Annotated in this window: 23 protein-coding genes and 1 other RNA gene; 16 read left to right on the top strand and 8 right to left on the bottom strand. The window is 40.0% G+C overall.

Annotated elements, in window-relative coordinates:
• Nucleotides 1–5: 5 nt before the first annotated feature.
• Nucleotides 6–452 (bottom strand): guanosine-3',5'-bis(diphosphate) 3'-pyrophosphohydrolase, encoded by a 447-nt coding sequence (locus K1T76_RS06230; protein WP_230244686.1) that lies wholly within the window; start codon nt 450–452, stop codon nt 6–8.
• Between the two features lie 120 nt (nt 453–572).
• On the opposite strand from K1T76_RS06230, the gene K1T76_RS06235 reads away from it, so the two are divergent.
• The gene (locus K1T76_RS06235; protein ID WP_230244687.1) at nt 573–902 is read left to right on the top strand and encodes a hypothetical protein; all 330 of its coding nucleotides are present in this window, start codon (nt 573–575) and stop codon (nt 900–902) included.
• Nucleotides 903–1012: 110 nt separating this feature from the next.
• Here the strand turns inward: K1T76_RS06235 and glnG are convergent, their stop codons facing one another.
• Both glnG and glnL read right to left on the bottom strand, forming a co-directional pair.
• On the bottom strand, nt 1013–2491 hold the full coding sequence (gene glnG, locus K1T76_RS06240) for a nitrogen regulation protein NR(I) (RefSeq protein WP_230244689.1): 1479 nt from the start codon (nt 2489–2491) through the stop codon (nt 1013–1015).
• Nucleotides 2478–3587 carry a nitrogen regulation protein NR(II) gene (glnL, locus tag K1T76_RS06245; protein WP_019836500.1) on the bottom strand — a complete coding sequence of 370 codons (1110 nt, stop codon included), beginning with the start codon at nt 3585–3587 and terminating at the stop codon, nt 2478–2480. The genes glnG and glnL overlap by 14 nt, the downstream gene beginning before the upstream one ends.
• A 350-nt stretch (nt 3588–3937) precedes the next feature.
• On the opposite strand from glnL, the gene rimO reads away from it, so the two are divergent.
• The 12 genes from rimO to lpxA all read left to right on the top strand — a co-directional run bounded on the left by rimO (nt 3938) and on the right by lpxA (nt 16256).
• Nucleotides 3938–5281: a 30S ribosomal protein S12 methylthiotransferase RimO gene (gene rimO, locus K1T76_RS06250; RefSeq protein ID WP_230244691.1), complete on the top strand. Its 1344-nt coding sequence runs from the start codon at nt 3938–3940 to the stop codon at nt 5279–5281.
• Nucleotides 5282–5365: 84 nt separating this feature from the next.
• Nucleotides 5366–6094, top strand: coding sequence for a UMP kinase (gene pyrH, locus K1T76_RS06255; protein ID WP_180169125.1), 729 nt, complete (start codon nt 5366–5368; stop codon nt 6092–6094).
• A gap of 88 nt (nt 6095–6182) precedes the next feature.
• Nucleotides 6183–6737 carry a ribosome recycling factor gene (frr, locus tag K1T76_RS06260; protein WP_004976711.1) on the top strand — a complete coding sequence of 185 codons (555 nt, stop codon included), beginning with the start codon at nt 6183–6185 and terminating at the stop codon, nt 6735–6737.
• A gap of 3 nt (nt 6738–6740) precedes the next feature.
• Nucleotides 6741–7493 (top strand): polyprenyl diphosphate synthase, encoded by a 753-nt coding sequence (gene uppS, locus K1T76_RS06265; RefSeq protein WP_230244699.1) that lies wholly within the window; start codon nt 6741–6743, stop codon nt 7491–7493.
• Nucleotides 7494–7496: 3 nt separating this feature from the next.
• Nucleotides 7497–8321: a phosphatidate cytidylyltransferase gene (locus K1T76_RS06270; protein WP_230244706.1), complete on the top strand. Its 825-nt coding sequence runs from the start codon at nt 7497–7499 to the stop codon at nt 8319–8321.
• A complete protein-coding gene (gene ispC / locus K1T76_RS06275) occupies nt 8322–9518 on the top strand; it encodes a 1-deoxy-D-xylulose-5-phosphate reductoisomerase (RefSeq protein ID WP_230244715.1) in 1197 nt (398 codons plus the stop codon).
• 3 nt (nt 9519–9521) lie between these two features.
• A complete protein-coding gene (rseP, locus tag K1T76_RS06280; RefSeq protein ID WP_230244717.1) occupies nt 9522–10877 on the top strand; it encodes an RIP metalloprotease RseP in 1356 nt (451 codons plus the stop codon).
• Nucleotides 10878–11063: 186 nt separating this feature from the next.
• Nucleotides 11064–13364 (top strand): outer membrane protein assembly factor BamA, encoded by a 2301-nt coding sequence (gene bamA / locus K1T76_RS06285; protein ID WP_442780696.1) that lies wholly within the window; start codon nt 11064–11066, stop codon nt 13362–13364.
• A 41-nt stretch (nt 13365–13405) separates the two neighbouring features.
• Nucleotides 13406–13906 carry an OmpH family outer membrane protein gene (locus K1T76_RS06290; protein ID WP_230244720.1) on the top strand — a complete coding sequence of 167 codons (501 nt, stop codon included), beginning with the start codon at nt 13406–13408 and terminating at the stop codon, nt 13904–13906.
• 3 nt (nt 13907–13909) lie between these two features.
• A complete protein-coding gene (lpxD, locus tag K1T76_RS06295; RefSeq protein ID WP_230244722.1) occupies nt 13910–14980 on the top strand; it encodes a UDP-3-O-(3-hydroxymyristoyl)glucosamine N-acyltransferase in 1071 nt (356 codons plus the stop codon).
• Between the two features lie 2 nt (nt 14981–14982).
• Nucleotides 14983–15471 (top strand): 3-hydroxyacyl-ACP dehydratase FabZ, encoded by a 489-nt coding sequence (fabZ, locus tag K1T76_RS06300; protein WP_004976697.1) that lies wholly within the window; start codon nt 14983–14985, stop codon nt 15469–15471.
• Nucleotides 15468–16256, top strand: a complete 789-nt coding sequence (lpxA, locus tag K1T76_RS06305; protein ID WP_019836491.1) for an acyl-ACP--UDP-N-acetylglucosamine O-acyltransferase — start codon at nt 15468–15470, stop codon at nt 16254–16256. The genes fabZ and lpxA overlap by 4 nt, the downstream gene beginning before the upstream one ends.
• Before the next feature lie 58 nt (nt 16257–16314).
• Here lpxA and K1T76_RS06310 read toward each other — a convergent pair whose 3' ends face one another.
• Nucleotides 16315–17160 (bottom strand): YbgF trimerization domain-containing protein, encoded by an 846-nt coding sequence (locus tag K1T76_RS06310; protein WP_230245634.1) that lies wholly within the window; start codon nt 17158–17160, stop codon nt 16315–16317.
• A gap of 501 nt (nt 17161–17661) precedes the next feature.
• On the opposite strand from K1T76_RS06310, the gene ffs reads away from it, so the two are divergent.
• Nucleotides 17662–17758, top strand: an RNA gene (gene ffs / locus K1T76_RS06315) — signal recognition particle sRNA small type.
• Nucleotides 17759–17824: 66 nt separating this feature from the next.
• On the opposite strand, the gene K1T76_RS06320 is transcribed toward ffs, so the two are convergent.
• From K1T76_RS06320 to K1T76_RS06335, 4 genes are all read right to left on the bottom strand, one after another.
• Nucleotides 17825–18508, bottom strand: a complete 684-nt coding sequence (locus tag K1T76_RS06320) for a regulatory protein RecX (RefSeq protein ID WP_230244724.1) — start codon at nt 18506–18508, stop codon at nt 17825–17827.
• A gap of 69 nt (nt 18509–18577) precedes the next feature.
• A complete protein-coding gene (recA, locus tag K1T76_RS06325; protein ID WP_230244732.1) occupies nt 18578–19624 on the bottom strand; it encodes a recombinase RecA in 1047 nt (348 codons plus the stop codon).
• 144 nt (nt 19625–19768) lie between these two features.
• Nucleotides 19769–20209 carry an RNA-binding S4 domain-containing protein gene (locus K1T76_RS06330; protein WP_019836488.1) on the bottom strand — a complete coding sequence of 147 codons (441 nt, stop codon included), beginning with the start codon at nt 20207–20209 and terminating at the stop codon, nt 19769–19771.
• Nucleotides 20202–20876 carry an HAD-IA family hydrolase gene (locus tag K1T76_RS06335; protein WP_230244734.1) on the bottom strand — a complete coding sequence of 225 codons (675 nt, stop codon included), beginning with the start codon at nt 20874–20876 and terminating at the stop codon, nt 20202–20204. The genes K1T76_RS06330 and K1T76_RS06335 overlap by 8 nt, the downstream gene beginning before the upstream one ends.
• 284 nt (nt 20877–21160) lie before the next feature.
• Here K1T76_RS06335 and K1T76_RS06340 point away from each other — a divergent pair, with 284 nt between their 5' ends.
• Both K1T76_RS06340 and K1T76_RS06345 read left to right on the top strand, forming a co-directional pair.
• Nucleotides 21161–21406: a hypothetical protein gene (locus K1T76_RS06340; RefSeq protein WP_004976684.1), complete on the top strand. Its 246-nt coding sequence runs from the start codon at nt 21161–21163 to the stop codon at nt 21404–21406.
• A gap of 541 nt (nt 21407–21947) precedes the next feature.
• Nucleotides 21948–22127: a hypothetical protein gene (locus K1T76_RS06345; protein WP_019836486.1), complete on the top strand. Its 180-nt coding sequence runs from the start codon at nt 21948–21950 to the stop codon at nt 22125–22127.
• Nucleotides 22128–22207 lie beyond the last annotated feature (80 nt).

The raw sequence follows: 22207 nt of genomic DNA on the forward strand, positions 1-22207 counted from the left end.
TGTTGTCAATCTTTAATCATGCTTTGTTGCTGTGCTTTTTGCAGAATATCTAAAACTTGTCGGTATTCTTCTAAACGAGCTAAATCACGTGCTGTAGGATTGGGAATCCGCGCTAAATTCATGTTGTCTTTCACATCTGCAATTTTTACGGCACACGCAAGCCGGTTTTGTGCAGTACGCATAGCCGCTTGGACACGAGTTTCATGTGGCAGTTTGGTGAGCGCCTGAATCGCTTGAATAATATGCGTTTGAAATCCTAAATTTTGAAGGTCTTGTGCTGTGGTGTGGGTATCTTCAAGAATGTCGTGCAGGACGGCGACAATTTGCTGATCAGGCTGCTGTAACTGCAACATTACCCGTAAGGGATGCAAAATATATGGCTGATCACCTTTATCTAGCTGTCCTGCATGTTGTTGTACTGCAAGTGTAATTGCATTTTTTAGAGTTGACATAAGTACAATTAAAAAATTTTCTATAATTATAAGCTGTGCCTAGCGCAAAATATAGAAATTGCTTGTTATGATGCAAAACAGACTTTCTATTTATCTATTTTATATTGGTGATGCTGCTCTATGCCATATCAACTCATTGAACTGAATACGCCTGCAACTGAAAATTTGCTTTGCCCGCATTGCCAACATGCTGTCATTGACTGGGCAGAAGAACAATATATTCAACCTTGTGAACATACTTTGTTTGTCGCAATGGATTTGGGTTTTGAATATGCCTCGGATGTGTTTGAACAAAGCATGCCACGCAGCGTCGATGACATTCATGCACATGATGATCAATTAGATATGTGGCAAGAACTGACTTCAAGCCGCTATCCACAATATCTGATTTATAAAACGGATTTAGGCGTGCAAGGTTTATCACGTTATGTCGGATTTACCGGTGCTTAATTACACTTCATTTGAGAATGAAAGATATAAAAAAGAGGGAAATTCAACAACTGAATTTCCCTAGATGGTGATCATGAATTATCAAGAAACTTTAGATATTTGGTTCGCGCTTAGCCCTCAATATCTTCTTCAATTTCATCTTCAGCACTGTCCATTCCTAACTCTTTGAGTTTTCGCGTCAACGTGTTACGTCCCCAACCGAGTAGCTCGGCGGCATGACGTTTACGTCCACGGGTTTGTTGCAGTGCGGCATTAATCAAGGTGCGTTCAAACATTGGAATGGCGATATCTAGAAGTTTCATTTCGCCATTTTTTAGCTTTTGTACTGCCCATTGTCCAAGTAACTCATCCCAATGCTGTATAGATACCCGATCTGCCACATGAAGCGCAGAATGTTCAGCTAATTTATCAATAGGAATTTGCTTGAGTTCAGTTGGTAAATCTTCAGGATAGACTTCACGTCCTGTAATCATTACTGTAAGCCAGCGACAGGTGTTTTCCAGTTGGCGCACGTTACCTTGCCATGGCAATTGCTGCATATACTCAACTGTTTCAGGACGCAATATTTTTGGACTCACGCCTAATTCTTTGCCTGCACGTGCCAAAAAGTGCTGTGCTAACATTGGAATATCTTCACTGCGATGCGCCAGTTTAGGAATATGAATCCGAATAACGTTTAGACGATGATATAAGTCTTCACGGAAACGTCCATCCTGTACCAGTTTTTCCAAATCCTGATGCGTTGCTGCGACAATTCGCACATCCACTTTGACAGGAATATGCCCACCAACCCGATAAAATTCACCATCTGCCAATACGCGCAATAAACGGGTTTGGGTTTCAAAAGGCATATCGCCAATTTCATCTAAAAACAGGGTGCCGCCGTTGGCTTGTTCAAAACGGCCCTGACGTTGTGTATTTGCACCTGTAAATGCACCTTTTTCGTGTCCAAAAAGTTCGGTTTCAATCAAATCTTTAGGAATGGCAGCCATATTCAGCGCAATAAAAGGTTTGCTGCTACGTGGTGAGTGGCGATGCAGTGCATGCGCCACCAATTCTTTCCCTGTACCTGATTCACCATTAATGAGCACAGTAATGTGTGATTGCGACAAACGACCAATTGCACGAAACACTTCCTGCATGGCAGGTGATTCACCAATTATTTCTGTCGATTGAATTGGCTGCACTGTCGATTTTGCAGATTCTTGCTGTTGTAATTTGGTGATATGTAAAATGGCACGATTGACTAAAGCAAGTGCTTCATCAATATCAAAAGGCTTGGGTAAGTATTCAAATGCACCAGTTTGATAGCTTGATACTGCCGATTCTAAATCGGAGTGTGCTGTCATAATAATTACAGGTAAGTCAGGATAACTGGATTTGACTTTGCCAAGAAAAGTTAAACCATCAATTCCAGGCATACGAATGTCAGTCAAAATTACATCGGGTGCATCTTGGTTTAACTCATCTAGCGCAGACTGTGCTTCTTCAAAACTGGTAACTTCAAATCCTTCTTCTCTAAAAGTTTTTTCAAGTACCCAGCGCATTGCACGGTCATCATCAATCACCCAAATTTTATTTCGCGACATGACTCGCCTCCCAAGGTAAATATAAGCTAAATACTGTTTTTCCTGGAATAGATTGACATTCAATCATTCCGTTATGTTGATGCATAATATTTTGTGCGATGCTTAAACCAAGTCCTGTACCGTTTGCGCGACCAGTCACTAACGGATAAAACACAGACTCTAAAATGTCTTCAGGTACGCCTGGGCCGTTATCTTCAATATCAACACGTACGGTGGAACGATTCAGCACACCATTAATGGTGACCAAGCGTTGAATACGAGTTCTTAAAATTAATTCAGGTCGATGCTCTACAAAGAAATCAGGTTGTTCGGTCATGGCTTGTACTGCATTGGCACAAATATTCAGCATGACTTGAATCAATTGATCGCGGTCTGCCATGACTTCGGGTAAAGAAAGGTCATAGTCGCGGATAATATTTATTTTGTTTTTAGTTTGATTGACAATCAGGCTCCGTACCCGCTCTAAAGGCTCGTGAATATTGACCGGTTCATAGCTTGGAAGTTGGCGTGAACCGAGCATGGTGTCGGCTAAGTTTCTTAAACGATCCACTTCGCTAATAATAATGTCGGTAAATTCATCATACTTCGAGTCATTTAAACTTCGCGCTAACAATTGTGTCGCACCACGAATTCCTGCAAGCGGGTTTTTAATTTCATGGGCTACACCTCGAATTAGTTGACGCGCGACTTGATGCTGTTGAATAAAGTTTTCTTCTTTGGAAATTTTGAGCATCCGATCAATCGGATTTAATTCAATTAGCAAAAGTGGATGATACGGTTTGCCTGCATTTAACTGTGATGCAGTATAATCGACATGAATGTCTTTAAAATTGACGTTAATGGTTGCTTCACGGCGAGTGTAGGGCTGACCTGTTTTAATGGTATTTAGAAACGCCTCTTGAGTATTGAACTCATCATCAGGCGTGTGCAGCAAATTTAAAACAGGTTGCCCTGAAGCCCGAATTAAACTGATATCAAATAAAGCTTCACAAGATGAGTTTAAATAAAAAATATTCAGGTCACGATCAACCAGTAAAATTGCAGTGCTAAGGTTATCCACCAAAAGACGGTAGTCGATGCGCTGGGTCTGATCCATTCGTGAATGCTTCCTGTATGAAATATTGTGCAAGGGCATTGTCATGTGTCAGCCATGTTCCAAATTAGGATCGAATTGAGGCGAATTAAGCAAAATGCACGCCAACTTTTCATTTTTAGTGCATTCATCACCGAAGAATCAGAAAAATGCGCAGGAACTGGACTGAATTTTCAAGATATAACGGATAACTGAAACACTGTAAATAAAAAATGCATTAAAATGGTGCAATACTTACATCATTTAGCCTGAATGGTTGTATTTTGGTGCATTATGCAAAGAGTCGGCTATTTCTCTATTTTTATGCAAAGAAAAGTCATACAATACGCGCATTCTAGTGGAGTGCAGATTCTATGAAATCCCCCAAAGTCGGTTTTGTTTCTTTAGGTTGTCCTAAGGCATTGGTAGATTCCGAACGAATTTTAACTCAGTTAAAAACTGAAGGTTATGATGTCGCATCTGATTATGAAGGTGCCGACTTAGTTGTTGTCAATACATGTGGTTTTATTGAATCTGCAGTACAAGAGTCTTTAGATGCGATTGGCGAAGCCATGAATGCCAATGGTCGTGTCATTGTGACGGGTTGCTTGGGTAAAGATGAAGATAAAATTCGTCAAATGCATCCGAATGTACTCAAAGTTACTGGTGCAGCGGCTTATCAGGACGTGATGGAAGCGGTGCATCAATATGTTCCTGAACCACCAAAGCATAATCCATTTATTGATTTGGTACCTGAACAAGGCATTCGTTTGACGCCTAAACATTATGCTTATCTTAAAATTTCAGAAGGTTGTAACCATCGCTGTACTTTCTGCATCATTCCAAGCATGCGTGGCGATTTGGTTTCGCGTCCTGTGGGTTCAGTATTAGAAGAAGCTGCGGCTCTGAAGCGTGCAGGTGTAAAAGAAGTATTGGTGATTTCGCAAGATACTTCTGCCTACGGCGTAGATACCAAATACAAATTGGACTTTTGGAATGGTCAGCCTGTTAAAACCAAATTCTATGATATGTGTGAAGCCTTAGGCCAATTGGGTATTTGGGTGCGTTTGCACTATGTTTATCCATATCCGCATGTCGATGCTGTAATTGATTTAATGGCACAAGGCAAAATTTTGCCTTATTTGGATATTCCATTCCAGCACGCCAGCCCAAAAGTATTAAAGTTGATGAAACGACCTGCACACAGCGAAAACACCTTAGAGCGTTTAAAACTCTGGCGTGAAAAATGCCCTGAGCTGGTAATTCGTTCAACCTTTGTGGTGGGTTTTCCTGGCGAAACAGAAGAAGATTTCCAAATTTTGCTTGATTGGCTTAAAGAAGCGCAATTAGACCGCGTGGGTTGTTTTACATACTCACCTGTTGAAGGTGCGGCAGCAAATGATTTGCCTGATCATGTTCCAGAAGAAGTCAAGCAAGAACGCTATGAGCGTTTTATGCAGGTGCAGCAAGAAATTTCGGCAGCCAAACTGCAAAAACGTATTGGTCAAACCATGACTGTGTTGGTAGATGATTTGGAAGAAGAGTTTCCAGTCGCAGTGGCACGTTCTTATGCAGATGCGCCAGAAATTGATGGCAACGTCTTTGTAGAAGATATTGACAAGAGCGTGATTAAAGCAGGTGACTTGCTTGAGGTTGAAATCACCGATGCCGATGAATACGACTTATTTGCCAAGCTGATTCAGGTCAAATCTGCATAATGCTTTGCAGATTTGGCTTGCAAGCTACAAGCTATACAGATTGTAAAAAATTAAAGTTTAGAATTTAGAATTGGAGTAATAACAATGTTAGATTCAAAAAAGCCACGTTATGCACGTATCTTGTTGAAATTATCGGGTGAAGCGCTTGCGGGTAATAAAGACATGGGGATTGATGCGCAAGTGCTCGATCAAATGTCTTTGGCGATTGCACACTTGGTTGGTTTAGGTGTGCAAGTGGGTATTGTTGTCGGTGGTGGTAACTTATACCGCGGCAGCCAATTACAAAAAGATGGTTTGGTTGGCCGTGTAACAGGCGACCAAATGGGGATGTTAGCAACGGTGATGAATGGTTTAGCCATGCGTGATGCTTTGGTGCGCCGTAACATTAAGACCCGTTTAATGTCGGCATTGCCTATTGGTACAGTGGTTGAGTCATACTCAAGCCGTGATGCGATTCGCCACCTGACGCAAGGTGAAGTGTGCGTATTTGTTGCGGGTACAGGTAATCCATTCTTTACCACAGATACTGCAGCGTGTTTACGTGGTATCGAAATTGAAGCTAACTTGATTTTAAAAGCGACCAAAGTTGATGGCGTGTATAACAAAGATCCAAGTAAATACGAAGATGCGGTGAAATACGACACACTTAGCTTTGACCAAGTTTTAGATGAAAAATTAGGTGTGATGGATTTAACTGCAATTTGCTTATGCCGCGACCACAATGTGCCGTTGCAAGTTTTTGATATGAATAAAGCAGGTGCTTTGCTTTCTGTAGTGATGGGCGAAAAAGAAGGAACTCACGTTACGAACTAATGTACGTGAGCCACAAAGCTCTTTATACTACGGTCTAATTTAACCCTATATTTTGACTCAAATTTTAGAATACAGTAAGGAAGATCTTATGATTAACGATCTTAAAAAAGACAGCGAAGAACGTATGAGCAAGACTTTAGAGTCTTTAGAACATGGTTTTGCCAAAGTACGTACAGGTCGTGCACATCCATCAATTTTAAATGGTGTGATGGTTTCTTACTACGGTTCCGATGTGCCACTTAACCAAGTAGCGAACATTGGTGTAGAAGACTCACGGACTTTATTAGTTCAGCCATTTGAGCGTTCAATGGTGTCTGCAATTGATAAAGCAATTCGTGAGTCAGATTTGGGTTTAAACCCAATTACAGCCGATGCAATTCGTGTACCGCTTGCAGCATTGACTGAAGAAACTCGTCGTGACATGCAAAAAGTTGCGCGTTCTGAAGCAGAAAATGCCAAAGTTGCCATTCGTAACATCCGTCGTGATGTATTGGGCGACATCAAAGCATTATTGAAAGAAAAAGAAATTTCTGAAGATGATGAACGTCGTGCAGCAGATGACATTCAAAAAATCACAGACAAATACGTTGCAGAAGTTGACAAGCGTCTTGCTGCAAAAGAAGCTGAGTTGATGAAGGTCTAATCAATGACCACATCGGAAGACAGCGCGTCTTTGCCAAAACATGTTGCCATCATTATGGATGGCAACAATCGTTTTGCAAAAAAAAATCAAATGCAAAAAGGGGAAGGACATCGCTCTGGTAAAGATGTACTTGACCCGATTGTTGAACATTGTAGAAAAAAACACATTCAAGCTTTAACCGTTTTTGCTTTTTCGAGTGAAAACTGGAATCGTCCGCAGTTTGAAGTGGATTTACTCATGCAATTGCTGGAAACCACAATTCATGAGCAATTACCACGCATGGAAAAATTCAATATTGCCTTACGTTTTATTGGTGACCGTTCGCGTTTGTCGCCGCATTTGCGTGAGTTAATGTTGCATGCCGAACAAAGGACTGCTAATTTCAACAGCATGACACTCACAATTGCCATTAGTTATGGTGGTATGTGGGATATGGCACAAGCTGCAAAACAAATTGCAGCAGATGTTGTGTCGCATAAAATTGATATTGAACAAATAGATACACAACTTTTTGGTCAATATGTCAGTCTGGCAGACCTACCACCTGTCGATCTGTTGATTCGTACAGGTGGCGATTTTAGATTGTCCAACTTTTTACTTTGGCAAGCTGCGTATGCTGAATTGTATTTTACCCAAACCTTGTGGCCTGAATTTAGCATAGAAGAATTTGACGATGCACTAGCAGTATTTGGTGGTCGTGAACGCCGTTTTGGTAAAACTTCTGAGCAAATTCAACAAGAGAAAATTGAGAATTAATACATGTTAGAGCGGATTATTACCGCATTGGTATTGGTTGCTGTGGTTTTGAGTTGCATGTTTGCAACTCAGTCGCACTATCCAATGTTTATGCTGATGATTGTTGCAGCAGGGGTTGCAGGCTATGAGTGGTTTAAACTCATGCCAAGAAAAACGAAATACGTCCTCAAGCCTGTGGCTTGGGGTTTTGGTCTATTGACTGCCGCTTTGGCAGCAATGGCACTTTATTTTAGTGATATTGCCTTGTTACTTTGGGCAGCTTCTATTTTGACATGGTTACTCAGCATTTATTGGGTCAAGTCTTACCCAGAATACGATGCATGGTATAACCCAAGCTTAAGCTTTATTGGTTTTATTTTGATTTCTGCTGCAGTAACTGCAATTTTTTCCGTATGGAACAGTTCACCGTGGTGGTTAATGTACCTGTTCTTGTTGGTTTGGGGTGCAGACTCGGGTGCTTATTTTGTTGGGCGCAAACTAGGCAAGAAAAAACTTGCACCAAATGTCAGTCCAAATAAGTCAGTAGAAGGCTTATATGGCGGTGTGTTTACTGCCATGCTAATTGTGATTGTTGTCGAAGTGGTGTATTTGGACCTAACTTTGGCACAACATATTTTATTTTTGATTCTTTCGGTATTTACGGTATTTAGCTCAGTATTGGGCGATTTATTTGAATCCATGATTAAGCGCCGTGCAGGTATTAAAGACTCTGGGCGAGTTTTGCCAGGTCATGGTGGTGTGCTAGATCGGATTGATTCTTTACTTGCCGCAGCTCCAATTTTTGCTGCAGGTATGTATGTTTTAAAACTTATTGGCGTAGATTTATAAATGTCACAAGCTGTTTGTATCTTGGGTGTGACAGGTTCAATTGGACAAAGCACCCTAAAAGTACTGCAACAACATCCTGAGCAGTATTCAGTTTTTGCCATGACGGCACATAGCCGAATTCAAGAACTGGTTCAAATATGCAAACAGTATCATCCTAAAATTGTGGTTGTACCTGCGGCAAAGGTTGATGAATTGCAGCAGTTACTTGCACAGCAACACATTTCAGGGATTGAAATTTTAAGTGATGAGGCGGGTTTAATCGCAGTTGCCGAACATCCTGAAGTGGATGTGGTGATGGCAGCCATTGTCGGTGCGGCAGGTTTATTGCCTACACTGGCTGCGGTTAAAGCGGGTAAGCGCGTGTTATTGGCCAATAAAGAAGCTTTGGTGATGTCGGGCGACATCATGATGCAGGCAGCACGTGAACATCGTGCTTTGTTATTGCCTGTAGATTCTGAACATAACGCGATTTTTCAATGTTTGCCTGAACATTATTTACAAACCGAAAGAAATGGACAACCTCAGCTAGGCGTATCACAAATTTTACTGACTGCTTCAGGCGGTCCATTTTTAAATCATAGCCTAGAAGAACTGCAACACGTTACCCCTGCACAAGCCTGCAAACATCCAAATTGGTCTATGGGACAAAAAATTTCGGTAGATTCTGCGACCTTAATGAATAAAGGTTTGGAATTAATCGAAGCGTGTCATCTTTTTGCAATTTCAGAACACTTTGTTACAGTTGTGGTTCATCCACAGAGTATTATTCATTCCATGGTTCAATATGTGGATGGTTCAACTTTGGCACAAATGGGTAATCCTGATATGTGTACGCCAATTGCGCATGCTTTGGCATGGCCGCAGCGTATCCAAACGCATGTTCCGCCTTTAGATTTGTTTGTCAATCATCGGCTTGATTTTCAAGCACCTGATACCACACGTTTTCCTGCGTTAAGTCTGGCACGTCAAGCCATGCAAGAAGGTGGTCTGGCGCCTGCTATTTTAAATGCAGCAAATGAAATCGCAGTTGCAGCATTCTTGCAGAAAAAAATTCGTTTTACCGAAATTGCGACAGTGGTTGAGCATACTTTGAACCAAATACAAAATTCAGCTGCAGAAAGTATTGAACTGATTTTGCAGGCAGACCAAAATGCCCGTACTGTTGCACAGCATTTTGTGTTGAATAAAGGAAGGTAAAGCATGAGTGCCTTATTTATTGTGGTTGCAGCGATTCTTTTGCTAGGACCTTTAATTGCAATTCATGAGTTTGGGCACTACTTTGTTGCACGTAAATTAGGCGTCAAAGTTTTGGTGTATTCCATAGGCTTTGGCCCAACCATTTTAAAATGGACGTCTAAAAAATCGGGGATTCAATATCAGCTTTCGGCACTGCCTTTGGGTGGCTATGTCAAAATGCTAGATGAACGCGAAGAAAACGTTGCAGAAGCAGACCTACCTTATGCCTTTAATCGTCAGCATCCGTGGAAACGTATTGCGATTGTGGCAGCAGGTCCGTTAATCAACCTGATTTTTGCCATATTATTGTTCTGGGTATTATTTTTACCCTCTCAAGAACAGTTGAATACCCGTGTGGGTAAGGTACTGGAAGATACACCTGCGGCGGCAGCGCAAATGCAATTAGGTGATAAGATTACCGCCATTGATGGTACGCCTGTGACGACATGGGAAAAGCTGAACTTTGCCTTGGTAGATCGTGTAGGTGAATCAGGCAAGATTCAGGTACAGGCGGAACGCGCAGGTGAAATCAAAACATTTAGCTTACCCATTCAAAATTTCTTAAATGATCAATCCCAATCACCTTTAGATGTCTTGGGTTTTACACCGTATCGCCCACAAATTCCTGCAATTGTTAGTAAGTTAAGTGAAGATGGTGCGGCCATTCGTCAAGGTATGCAAGTCGGCGATCAAATTATCGCGATTGATGGCGTCAAAATGAATGACTGGTACGATGTTGTGCAAGTGGTTCAGGCATCGCCAGAAAAACTATTGAAAGTAGATGTGCTGCGTAACAATCAAGTGCAGCAACTGGAAGTTATGCCGCAAGGCAAACGTGACAATATGGGCAATGTTTCGGGGGTGTTGGGTGTGCAAAGTGATCCTGGGAAAATTGTTATTCCAGAAGATTATAAGCAAACCATTCAATATAGCCCGAGTGAAGCTTTATTGATGGCGGTAGATAAAACAGGTCAGCTGTCTAGCATGATTTTGAATTCTATTGTCAAAATGGTGCGTGGTTTAATTGGTTTAGATAACTTATCTGGCCCAATTACTATTGCCAAAGTCGCAGGGCAAAGTGCGGAAATGGGGTGGCAAACTTTTATTTCCTTTATGGCACTTATGAGCGTAAGCTTAGGAATTCTAAATTTATTGCCCATTCCAATGTTGGATGGCGGGCATTTAGTTTATTATTTTATCGAGCTGATTCGTGGAAAACCTGTTTCTGAACAAATACAATTAGTTGGTTTAAAAATTGGTATGGTACTGCTTGGAAGTATGATGTTCCTCGCATTATTTAATGACATTATGCGTTTGTAACAACGTAGAAACGAAATAAATTTAACACTGGAAAAGACTGGCATGCAGCACACACATTTATTTATGCCCTTGGCACTGGTTAGTGCAATGGCGGCAACACAACAAGTATATGCAGCAGATGAATTTATTGCGCGAGATATAAAAATAGATGGTCTTGTTCGTTTAACGCCAGCCAATGTCTATGGAATGATTCCAGTCAATAGTGGTGATCGTGTCAATGAAGCAGTGTTGGCCAATGCGATTCGCTCACTCTATGCCACAGGTTTGTTTGATGACATTCAGGCCAGTCGCGAAGCGGACACTTTAGTGTTTAAAGTGGTTGAGCGCCCAATCATTTCTAAGGTTGAATTTAAAGGCAACAAACTTATTCCAAAAGAAGCATTGGAAGATGGTTTAAAGAAAATGGGGGTTGCTGAAGGTGAAGTGCTGAAAAAGTCTGCACTACAAACTTTAGAATCTGAGCTTGAACAGCAGTATATGCAGCAAGGTCGTTATGATGCAGATGTACGCGTCATTACCACAGCACGCCCAAATAACCGTGTAGATTTAACCGTAGAATTTGTTGAAGGCAAAGCTGCCAAAGTGGTGGATATCAACATTATTGGCAATACGGTATTTAAAGAAAGCGATATTAAGCAGGCATTTGCTGTTAAAGAAAGTAGCTGGAGTTCGATTGTTACCCGTAATGACCGCTACGCACGCGAAAAAATGGCAGCAAGCTTGGAAGCATTACGTGCGTTATATCTTAATAAAGGCTATATCAACTTCAATATCACTAACTCTAGCTTGAACTTGAGCGAAGACAAAAAGCATATTTTTGTTGAAGTTTCGGTGGATGAAGGCGAGCAATTCAAGTTTGGCGAAAGCAAGTTTTTGGGTGATGCTTTATACAAACCTGAAGAACTGACCGCACTGCAAATTTATAAAGATGGTGAAACCTATTCACAAGAAAAAGTGAATGCGGTGAAACAATTGTTGCTACGTAAATATGGCAATGCAGGCTATTACTATGCCGAAGTTAATATTGTGCCGCAAATTGACAAAGAAACGAAACTGGTCGATTTAAACTACTACATTAACCCAGGTCAGCAAGTTACAGTGCGTCGTATTAACTTCGCAGGTAACAGTAAAACTGCCGATGAAGTGCTCCGTCGTGAAATGCGTCAAATGGAAGGCGCATTGGCAAGTAATGAAAAAATCGACTTATCTAAAGTCCGTTTAGAACGTACAGGTTTCTTTAAAACTGTTGATGTTAAGCCAGTGCGTATTCCCAACGTGCCTGACCAAATTGACTTAAATGTTAATGTAGAAGAACAGCACTCAGGTACCAGTACTTTGGCGGTAGGTTTCTCGCAAAGCGGTGGTGTGACATTCCAAGCGGGTTTAAGCCAAACCAACTTTTTGGGTACAGGTAACGCAGTTTCGATTGATTTATCACGTTCTGAAACGCAGGATTACTATAACCTCAGTGTGACAGACCCATACTTCACAATTGATGGTGTGCGTCGTGGTTACAACATGTACTACCGTAAAACCAAACTAGATGATGACTATAACGTTAATAACTATGTGACAGACAGTTTTGGTGGTGGCATTAACTTCGGTTACCCAATTGATGAAAACCAAAGTATTAGCGCAGGTTTAAACATTGACCAGACTGAAGTTACAACGGGTAATCGAGTTTCAACGTATATTCGTGACTATTTATTGGAAAATGGTGGTAAAGAAATTGGTTCATCAAATTATTGTGTAGATAATAATGATCCTTGTACAACAGAACTTAAAGCTGATCGTTTTTCTGGTGATTATTTAACTTACAATCTAAACTTGGGATGGTCGTATAACACCTTAAACCGTCCAATTTTCCCAACCAATGGTATGTCGCATCGTGTTAATGCTGAAATTGCTTTGCCTGGTAGTGATGTAGAATTCCAAAAAGTGACTTATGATGCACAGGCTTATTTCCCATTAGGCAAGGATTTTGTCTTACGTGGCTATGGTAAGTTAGGTTTTGGTAATGATTTGCCGTTCTATAAAAACTTCTATGCGGGTGGTTATGGTTCGGTGCGTGGTTATGACAACAGCACGCTTGGGCCTAAATATGACAGTGTTTATGCAGAACATAATTCATTGGAAAATTACGATTTGGAAGAAGTGGGCGGTAATGCTTTAGTCCAATTCGGTACAGAATTGGCGTTACCAGTGCCATTTAAAGGGGATTGGACACGTCAAGTTCGTCCAGTGATTTTTGCAGAAGGCGCACAAGTCTTTGATACTCAGTGCGATATTTCTTCATCTGCTGACTTAAGAAAGTACTGTAAAGACAATTACGGCTTCGACTTCGGTGAAATGCGTTATAGCGTAGGTGTAGGCTTTACTTGGATTACCATGATTGGCCCATTGTCACTCAGCTATGCGTATCCGTTGAATGATAAAGATGGCGATGACACTAAAAATATCCAATTCGAAATTGGTCGTACTTTTTAAGTACGACCCGTGTTGGATCGTTTAAACACAGGATGTAGCATATGAAAAAAACAATATTGAGTTTGGCATTGTTTGGTTTATCTACACTGGCTACAGTGACACATGCTGCAGGCTATGGTGTGGTAAGTTTAGAGCGTGTTGTAGAAAATAGCAGTTATCTCAAACAGCAAAATCTGGCTTTGCAGCAGTCGGTCAAACCACAAACCACTAAGCTTGAGCAACTGACAAAAGAATTAGAAACCATGCAGCAACGCGCGCAGCAGGCTACGAATTTATCAGACGCTCAAAAGCAAAAAATGAATACACAGTTTCAAGCCAAATTGAAAGAATTTAATAGTTTGCAACAAACTGTACAAACCCGTGTCCAGTCAGAATTGCACAAAATTAACGACGGTTTTGAAACTCGTTTAAAGCAAGTTGCTGAACAATTGCGTAAAGAAAATGGTTTGGATGTGGTTTTGAATAAAAACTCAGCACTTGCCTATGACCCGAAGTATGATTTAACTGATAAAATGATTCAAAAGGTTAACGCAATTAAATAATCAATGAGTTCTCAATATTATCGCTTAGAAGACATTGCTGCTCTAGTTCAAGGTCAATACATTGGACAGGCCGATTTACGTTTGCGAGGTTTGGCAAGCCTTGAGTGTGCTCAAGCAGATCAACTTACATTCGTAAATGGCGATAAGTATTTAGCACAAGCACGTAGCTCCCAAGCGGGGGCTTTAATTGTGACCGCTTCACTACAAGCTGAGTTAGACAATCATCACAACTTTATTGTGGTTGAGAATCCGTATCTGGCTTTTGCAATTCTGACTCATGTATTTGAGCGTAAACATACGCAACGCGGTATAGAAAGTACAGCACAAATCCATCCTTCAGCCATCATTGCGGAGAGTGCTTATATTGGTCATTATGTGGTGATTGGTGAAAATTGCGTGGTGGGTGACAATACGATTGTGCAATCGCACTGTAAAATTGATGACTTTGTCGAAATTGGTCAACAGTGTTTTATTGATTCGCACGTGACCTTAACAGGCGAAGCTAAACTTGGCAATCGCGTGCGTATACATGCCAATACTGTAATTGGTGGTGAAGGCTTTGGTTTTGCGCCTTATCAAGGTAAATGGCACAGAATTGCGCAATTGGGTTCTGTGATTATTGGTAATGATGTTCGTATTGGCTCGAATTGCAGCGTAGATCGTGGTGCGCTAAATGATACAATTTTGGAAGATGGTGTCATTATTGATAACCTTGTGCAAATCGCGCATAACGTCAAATTAGGTGCTCATACGGCAATAGCAGCAAAAACAGCCGTGGCTGGAAGTGTGACAATTGGCAAAAACTGTATCATTGGTGGTGGAAGTGCGATTTCTGGGCACTTGAATATTGCCGATAATGTGACTTTGACCGGAATGTCAATGGTCACAAACAATATTTCTGAATCAGGAAAATATTCCTCTGGTATTGGCTTGTTTGAAAATCAAAAGTGGAAACGTACTGTTGTGCGGCTTAGACAATTAGCAGATGTGCCATTGACCCAATTGGTGAAAAGACTTGATGATATGCAATCTCAAATTGAGTCCCTTGAATCAACTTTTAAATTGCGTAAATAATTATGATGACTGAGTCGAATTCTAGCACCTTCACTAAACCTGAATTGCCAATGCACATTCAAACCATTCGTGAATATTTACCCCATCGTTATCCGTTTTTATTGGTTGACCGCATTGTAGAAGTCACTGATAACGGTATCGTGGGTTATAAAAACGTATCAATCAATGAAGAATTCTTGCAAGGACACTTCCCAAATTATCCGATCATGCCAGGTGTTTTAATCGTTGAAGCGATGGCACAAGTGTCGGGTATTCTAGGTTTTATCATGAATAATGAGAAACCTAGCGCAGGTTCTTTATTCCTTTTTGCAGGCGCAGAAAAAGTTAGATTTAAAAAACAAGTCGTTGCAGGCGATCAACTTGTATTAAAATCCGAATTAGTTATGCAAAAACGAGGCATTTACAAATATAATTGTATCGCCACCGTAGATGGCGTCGTCGCAGCAACCGCGGAAATTATGGTTTCGCATCAGAAAACAGAGCAAGCATGAGCAATAACCCACTCATTCATCCAACCGCTATTATTGACTCATCTGCAGTAATTGCTTCAGATGTCACGATCGGTCCATATTGTATTATTGGACCAAATGTAACGATTGGTGAGGGTACAAAACTTCATTCGCATGTAGTGATTGGTGGTTACACCCGTATTGGTCAGCACAATGAAATTTTCCAGTTCGCTAGCGTAGGTGAGGTCTGTCAGGACTTGAAATATGCAGGTGAGGAAACTTGGCTAGAAATTGGCGATCACAACAAAATTCGTGAACACTGCAGTTTGCATCGTGGTACGGTGCAAGATAATAGTCTGACCAAAATTGGTAGTCATAACTTACTTATGGTCAATACGCATATCGCGCATGACTGTATGGTGGGTGATCACAATATTTTTGCCAATAACGTGGGTGTGGCAGGTCACGTGCACGTTGGGGATTATGTGGTTGTCGGTGGAAACTCAGGGATTCACCAGTTTTGTAAAATTGACTCTTATAGCATGATTGGTGGTGCATCGCTTATTCTTAAAGATGTGCCTGCGTATGTCATGGTTTCTGGTAATCCTGCACATGCATTTGCAATGAATGTCGAAGGAATGCGTCGTAAAGGTTGGTCGAAGGATGTGATTCAAGGTCTTCGTGAAGCCTTTAAACTCATTTACAAATCTGGATTAACCACTGAGCAAGCCATTCAGCAAATTCGCAGTGATATTTTGCCAAATGTGGCAGAAGCGCAGCGTTTAATTGATTCTTTAGAACAATCTGAACGTGGTATTGTGCGTTAAGTTTTGAGTTTCTAGCATCAGAATATTAAAAGACATCCTCGGATGTCTTTTTTTTGACTTATTTAAAGAAAGTTGCTTCTTCAGACTTTGGGTACTGGCTCAAAATTTTACTTTTGTATTGCGTTGCCAAAGCAGGTTTTTTATCTACGTCTTGCGCAATGCTATATAAGCGATACAAGGCACTTGATGCTTTTGCAGATTGAGGATACTTCATTGCGACAATTTCAAAATTTTTTTTGGCTTCGGTGTAATTGGTCGGTTCAATCGCTAAATTAAACTCAGCTAACCAAAAATAAGCATTGCTGATATACACACTGTTTGGGTGGTTTTTAATAAAGTTTTGCATGGGTGCAATCGCTTTTTTGGCACCACCTTGTTTATAAGCATCTAATGCAACGGTATAGGCTGCTTTTTCTAGCTCAATATTGTTATTTAAACCTTGAGCTGTTGGGCTAACATGCGTTGTATTTTGCTCAGATTGCGGGGTATTGTTATTTAACTGGTTGTTGCTGGCGCTGGGTGCAGTATCCTTTTGGTTATCCTCCTCAGCGGCAGGAGCCGATTCAGGGTCTATTTTTTGTTGAAGCAGTTCTAAACGTTGATCTAAATCGGTATAACGATTTTGCAATTCATGTTTGAGCTGTGCAATTTCATTGTCTTGTTCTTCAATTTTGCCACGTAACTGACGGATGTCATTTTCGAGTTGCTGGTTTTTTTGCATCAATTGCCAATTGATATTGGTCGATACATTGGCAGGTGCCATATTACTCGTTGCAATTGCAGGGCTATTAGCATAACCAGCACTGCTTTGGCTGAGGTTATGGCTTTCAATTGGAATATTGGCAAATACAGGCGTTGCGCACAGTAGGGCAAGAGCACAGAGTGCATGCTTTTTTAGCATAATTGAATATCCATCTTAATCTTGTGTAGCTGAGTCCTTAAGGGTCTTAGACTCAATCTGTTGATTTGGTATTTTCCACATTTAAAACGTCCGCGCGTGGAATTGCAATAAGCTTTTACAAACTTATCATCAATCACAGCGCAATGTGGGTAAATCTAGGATTTGAATCTCAAAATAATTTTACAATGGTTGATTGAGAGTCTGATGATCATTCGTCTATGTTTGCGACAACGCATATTTTTTAGCTGATATAAGTCATGAGGCAGGAAATTTAGTCATTCTATATGACTGACTCATAACGTAATCTGAAGAAGTTTTAGCTTACATCGCAAGCCATTTGAGAAATATCAGCATAGCCAAGTTTTAGTTTTAAGTGACGTTATTTTATAAATGTCTTCAATTGTTTTTAAAATAATCAATTGGATAGCTTTGTAAAAGTAAATACAGAACAACGCTTGCAAGTTTGTTAAAAATCTCTATACTCTGTTTTTGCAATGGTAGCCCTGCTGGTTACTTCGCAATTGTACTCTACGAACCCCGTCAGGACCGGAAGGTAGCAGCGGTAGTGGAACTATGATGTGCCGAAGGCTTGCTGGTAGGGTTGCCACCAGTTTTAAAATAATAATTCTATTTATCTTTTACTTATTTTTATCTTATATCCATTATTTTAAAAATCTTGCTCTTTTCTACGAATTGCTTTCATAATTGCATCCATATCAAAGCCTCGATACTGTAAAAAACGAATTTGTTTGGCTTTAAGTTTTGGCTCATTTGCGACTTCTGTACCGAATTTTTTTACTTTTAGTTGATAGGCTTGTTCTGTCCAATCAGTTTCTTTAAGTTCTTCTGAAATTAAACTGCTATCCACTTTTTTGTTTTTGAGTGCCATTTTAATACGATTTGGCCCTTTACCTTGCCGCTTTTGGCTAGCCAGTAACATTTCTGCAAGACGTTGATCACTCTGATAATTTTCACGTGCCAGTTCATTGACTAATTCAATCACTTCATCACGATGTTCTGCATATAAAGCCAGTTTTTCAATTAAGTCATTTTTAGAATATTCTTTACGCGTTAAGACAGCAAAGGCGTAGCTGCGTAGACGAGAACCCGTGAGTCCTAGGCGTTTGCTTTGCTGTCCGTCAGGGTCTTCATTGTATTCTTGATCATCAATGGCTTCTGTATGAGCAGGGTATTGTTTATTGATGTTAGGCGTAGAATTTAAAGCAAAATGCAGGGCAGATGTTGTTTCTGAATATGCCTGCTTAGTTTGGCTGCATGATAGTTCATCTTCGCCAAATTGTTGTTTTAGCGCAGCATAATCAATCAGTTTTGGGAATTTGGGCTCAGACATAATAAGGGGTATCCATATACAATAAAACGCCCCGTAGAGCGTTTTATTTAAATCGGTTTGTTGGTCATCTTAAACATCAAGTAAGTCAAACTCTTCTTCGTCTTTATCTTCTACTGGTGCAGCTTGACCTGTAGTCAACAGTTGTTCACGAATAATCTCTTCAATGCCTTTTGCAAGCTCAGGATGCTCTTCAAGGTGGCGAATGGTGTTGTTTTTACCTTGACCAATTTTATCACCTTGATAAGAATACCAAGCACCTGCTTTTTGTACGATATTTTGTTGAACGGCTAAATCGACCAGCTCGCCCAAGTGGTTAACGCCTTTACCATAAAGAATTTGGAATAACGCTTCTTTAAATGGAGGAGCCATTTTATTTTTTACGACTTTAACTTTGGTTTCTGAACCAATAATTTCGTCACCTTCTTTAACCTGACCTACACGACGAATATCTAAACGAACAGAAGCATAGAACTTCAACGCGTTACCACCTGTTGTAGTTTCTGGGCTACCAAACATTACCCCAATTTTCATACGAATTTGGTTAATGAAGATCACCATACAGTTTGAGCGCTTGGCATTACCCGTGATTTTACGTAATGCTTGACTCATTAAGCGTGCTTGCAACCCCATGTGTGAGTCACCCATTTCGCCTTCAATTTCGGCACGAGGGGTTAAGGCAGCCACGGAGTCGACCACAATCATGTCAATTGCACCAGAGCGTACCAACATGTCGGCAATTTCAAGGGCTTGTTCACCGTTGTCTGGTTGCGACACCAAAAGATTGTCAATATCTACACCAAGTTTACGTGCATATTGAGGATCAAGCGCGTGTTCGGCATCAATAAAGGCACAGGTTCCACCAGCTTTCTGACATTCTGCAATGGCTTGCAGGGTCATTGTGGTTTTACCTGATGATTCAGGGCCGTAAATTTCAATTATACGACCTTTAGGTAAGCCACCAATACCCAATGCAATATCTAGGGTCAATGAACCTGTAGATACGGCTTCTACCGCTTGCACAGTGTTGTCGCCTAGACGCATGACAGTGTTCTTACCAAATTGTTTTTCAATTTGGCTAAGCGCCGCATTTAACGCCTTGCTTTTATTCTCATCCATCTTACAACCTCAATACGATGTCACGAAATAATATACTCAAGTGGATGCATTTACTTCAATCTTTTCCACATGGGATATAGTGACAGAAATTTTCCTGTAGTTCTATTTATGTCATAGCTTTTGCGACAAACTATGACGCTCTATTTAATCATCATTATATGACCAAAATTGGTCAAATTGCTGATCATTTTCTTGTTTGAATTTGCTGATGTCACGACGGTCTTTTTTACTTGGTCGATGATCAGGTCGTGCTAGATTATGCAACTTTCTTTGGGTCGCAATCAATTCCCTGCGTGCAATACTCACTTCAGTTTCTTCATAAAGTTGCTGAGCAATGGGTGCCGGACCACGTACACCCGATAATGCCTTGACCAATACAGTTTTTTTATCAAAACCCTGTTGAATGGTCAGTTCAGTTCCCACACGAATTTCTTTGGAAACCTTAACGCGCTCGCCATTGTGATGTACTTTGCCGCCTTCAATGGCAGCTTTTGCAATAGAACGGGTCTTGAAAAAACGTGCAGCCCATAGCCATTTATCAATTCGGATCGTTTCGATGGCTTCATGGGACGAAGTTTTAGGCATATTTTTGAGTGTCCTCAAATTGTTCTAAGACAGGAATTAAATCTGTTAATTGGTGCAACATAGGGTAATTACAAGTCTGACGCGAAGGTTTTGCTGAGGATGGCTGAGCAATACTATATAAATGTCCAATCCCAAAGGCTTTAGCACCATTAAGCACCTTTTCGGTGTCATCAATAAAATAGCAATCTTCAGGATTAAATGCATGTTGTTGTTGCAATGTTTGCCAAAATTCAACACGCTCTTTGGCATAACCAATACTTTCAGAACTAACAATCACTTCAAAATATTTTGCTAAACCCGTATGTGCTAATTTAAAGTCTAAACCTGCACAATCTGCATTGGTGGTGAGCCAAATACGATAGCCATTATTTTTTAAATATTCCAGTAACTCGATAGCTTGTGGACGCAACATGACTTGGTCTTTATATTCAAGTTGCAGAGTAAGCATATCCACCCCCACTTTGGCCGTCCAAAAACGTGAGGAATACCATTCTAAGGTGTGGCTATGCGCTTGATAAAAATCGTATAAAATTTCTTTGCTGCGTTCTAAAGAGCAGGCGTGTAATTCTGCATATTGAATGGGCAGTTGTTCATTCCAAATAAAATCATCATAAGCGAGATCTAACAGCGTTCCGTCCATGTCAAACATGATGATATTTTTGCGCATTTAGACACCTTAAACCATAAAGCAATTGCCAAAAGGCAGAAAAAACAGACTCATTTAAACATGCTTGAGGCATAACTCAAAATACTGTCTTATTTTTAGCCAAATCATGTTAGGCTAAATAGATAAGTACTGTGTAGGTTTTTCATATAAACAACTGAGATGCGGCAGTTGTAGAAAGTTACTGTAGCGTTCACAAAAACATTTTTTTTGACATATTTCTGTATTTGTTTGTCTGTACAAGCATAGAAATTGAATGGTAAATTTTTTAAATTAGGGAGCTAGTAATGGCCGAACAACAGTATTTAGATTTAAAACACTTAGATAAACAACTCGATGAGTTTGAGAAAAAGAAGAAGAAAATTAAGAAAATGCGGATTGGCTATAAATTATTTGCGCATTTAATGGGAGATGAGAAATTCGCCCATCATGTTTCAGAATCGGCATTAAATCCAGATAAACGCAGTTATCGTAAAGTAAAAATTAAAATTACCTCAGATGAGGGGGAGTTAACTTTTCTAGAAAAGGATTGATCGATTTTTGATTTAAAATCTAAGTCGGTTTTTATTAAGTGTACAAACTTGTATACCTTTAAATTTAACCAGATTGATGCAGATCGGGTTTTTTTATGAATCAATGCTATGAATTTTTTGGAATGAATTGTAATTCTTTTAGAAAAAATTTGATCACCAATCATTTGTAAAACTTGGAATGAAAGCCCTTTCTCTTGCGCCATGTATGGTTCACCATGATGATTAATCCGCAAGTGGATAAGGCTGCTGAATGAGGGATTAAAAAATTATGAAAGAAGTCTATTACAGAGTAAGCATAGTTATTTCAGTTGTTTTAATCAAATGCATCAAGTTGTCATAATTTGCACTTAATATATTCAGCAAGCTCAGTGAAATGAAATAGGATGTGATTAGTCTATTTGAGTATAAGTTCTGTATATAAATGCTGTAAAGTAAGATCAAATGTTACGCTTTGACTATCAAAAGATGCATGAATGTCACAGAGCGATCCCTGAGAATAATGTCAATTTTTCATCATTAAGAAAATTTATAAGGAATTGTGATGTCCATTTTAGGAATTGCCATTACCACTATTTTGGGTTTATTGGGTATTGCTGCAATTATTTTTGGTTTTGTTGGTGGCGAAACTTATTTGGTTATTGTGGGAATTTTATTAATGGTCAGTGCTGCACTCACTTTTTCCATGTTCAAAAAAAGCTTATCTGATCCATTTAAGAATTAATTAACTTAGCGCTGAATAAATAAAATTCATGTAAAAAATGAATTCCTTTGAAACTTAAAGTCTTGATTTAGCATATTAAG

The organism is Acinetobacter sp. PW68 (genome assembly GCF_020982655.1).
Lineage (GTDB): Bacteria > Pseudomonadota > Gammaproteobacteria > Pseudomonadales > Moraxellaceae > Acinetobacter > Acinetobacter towneri_A.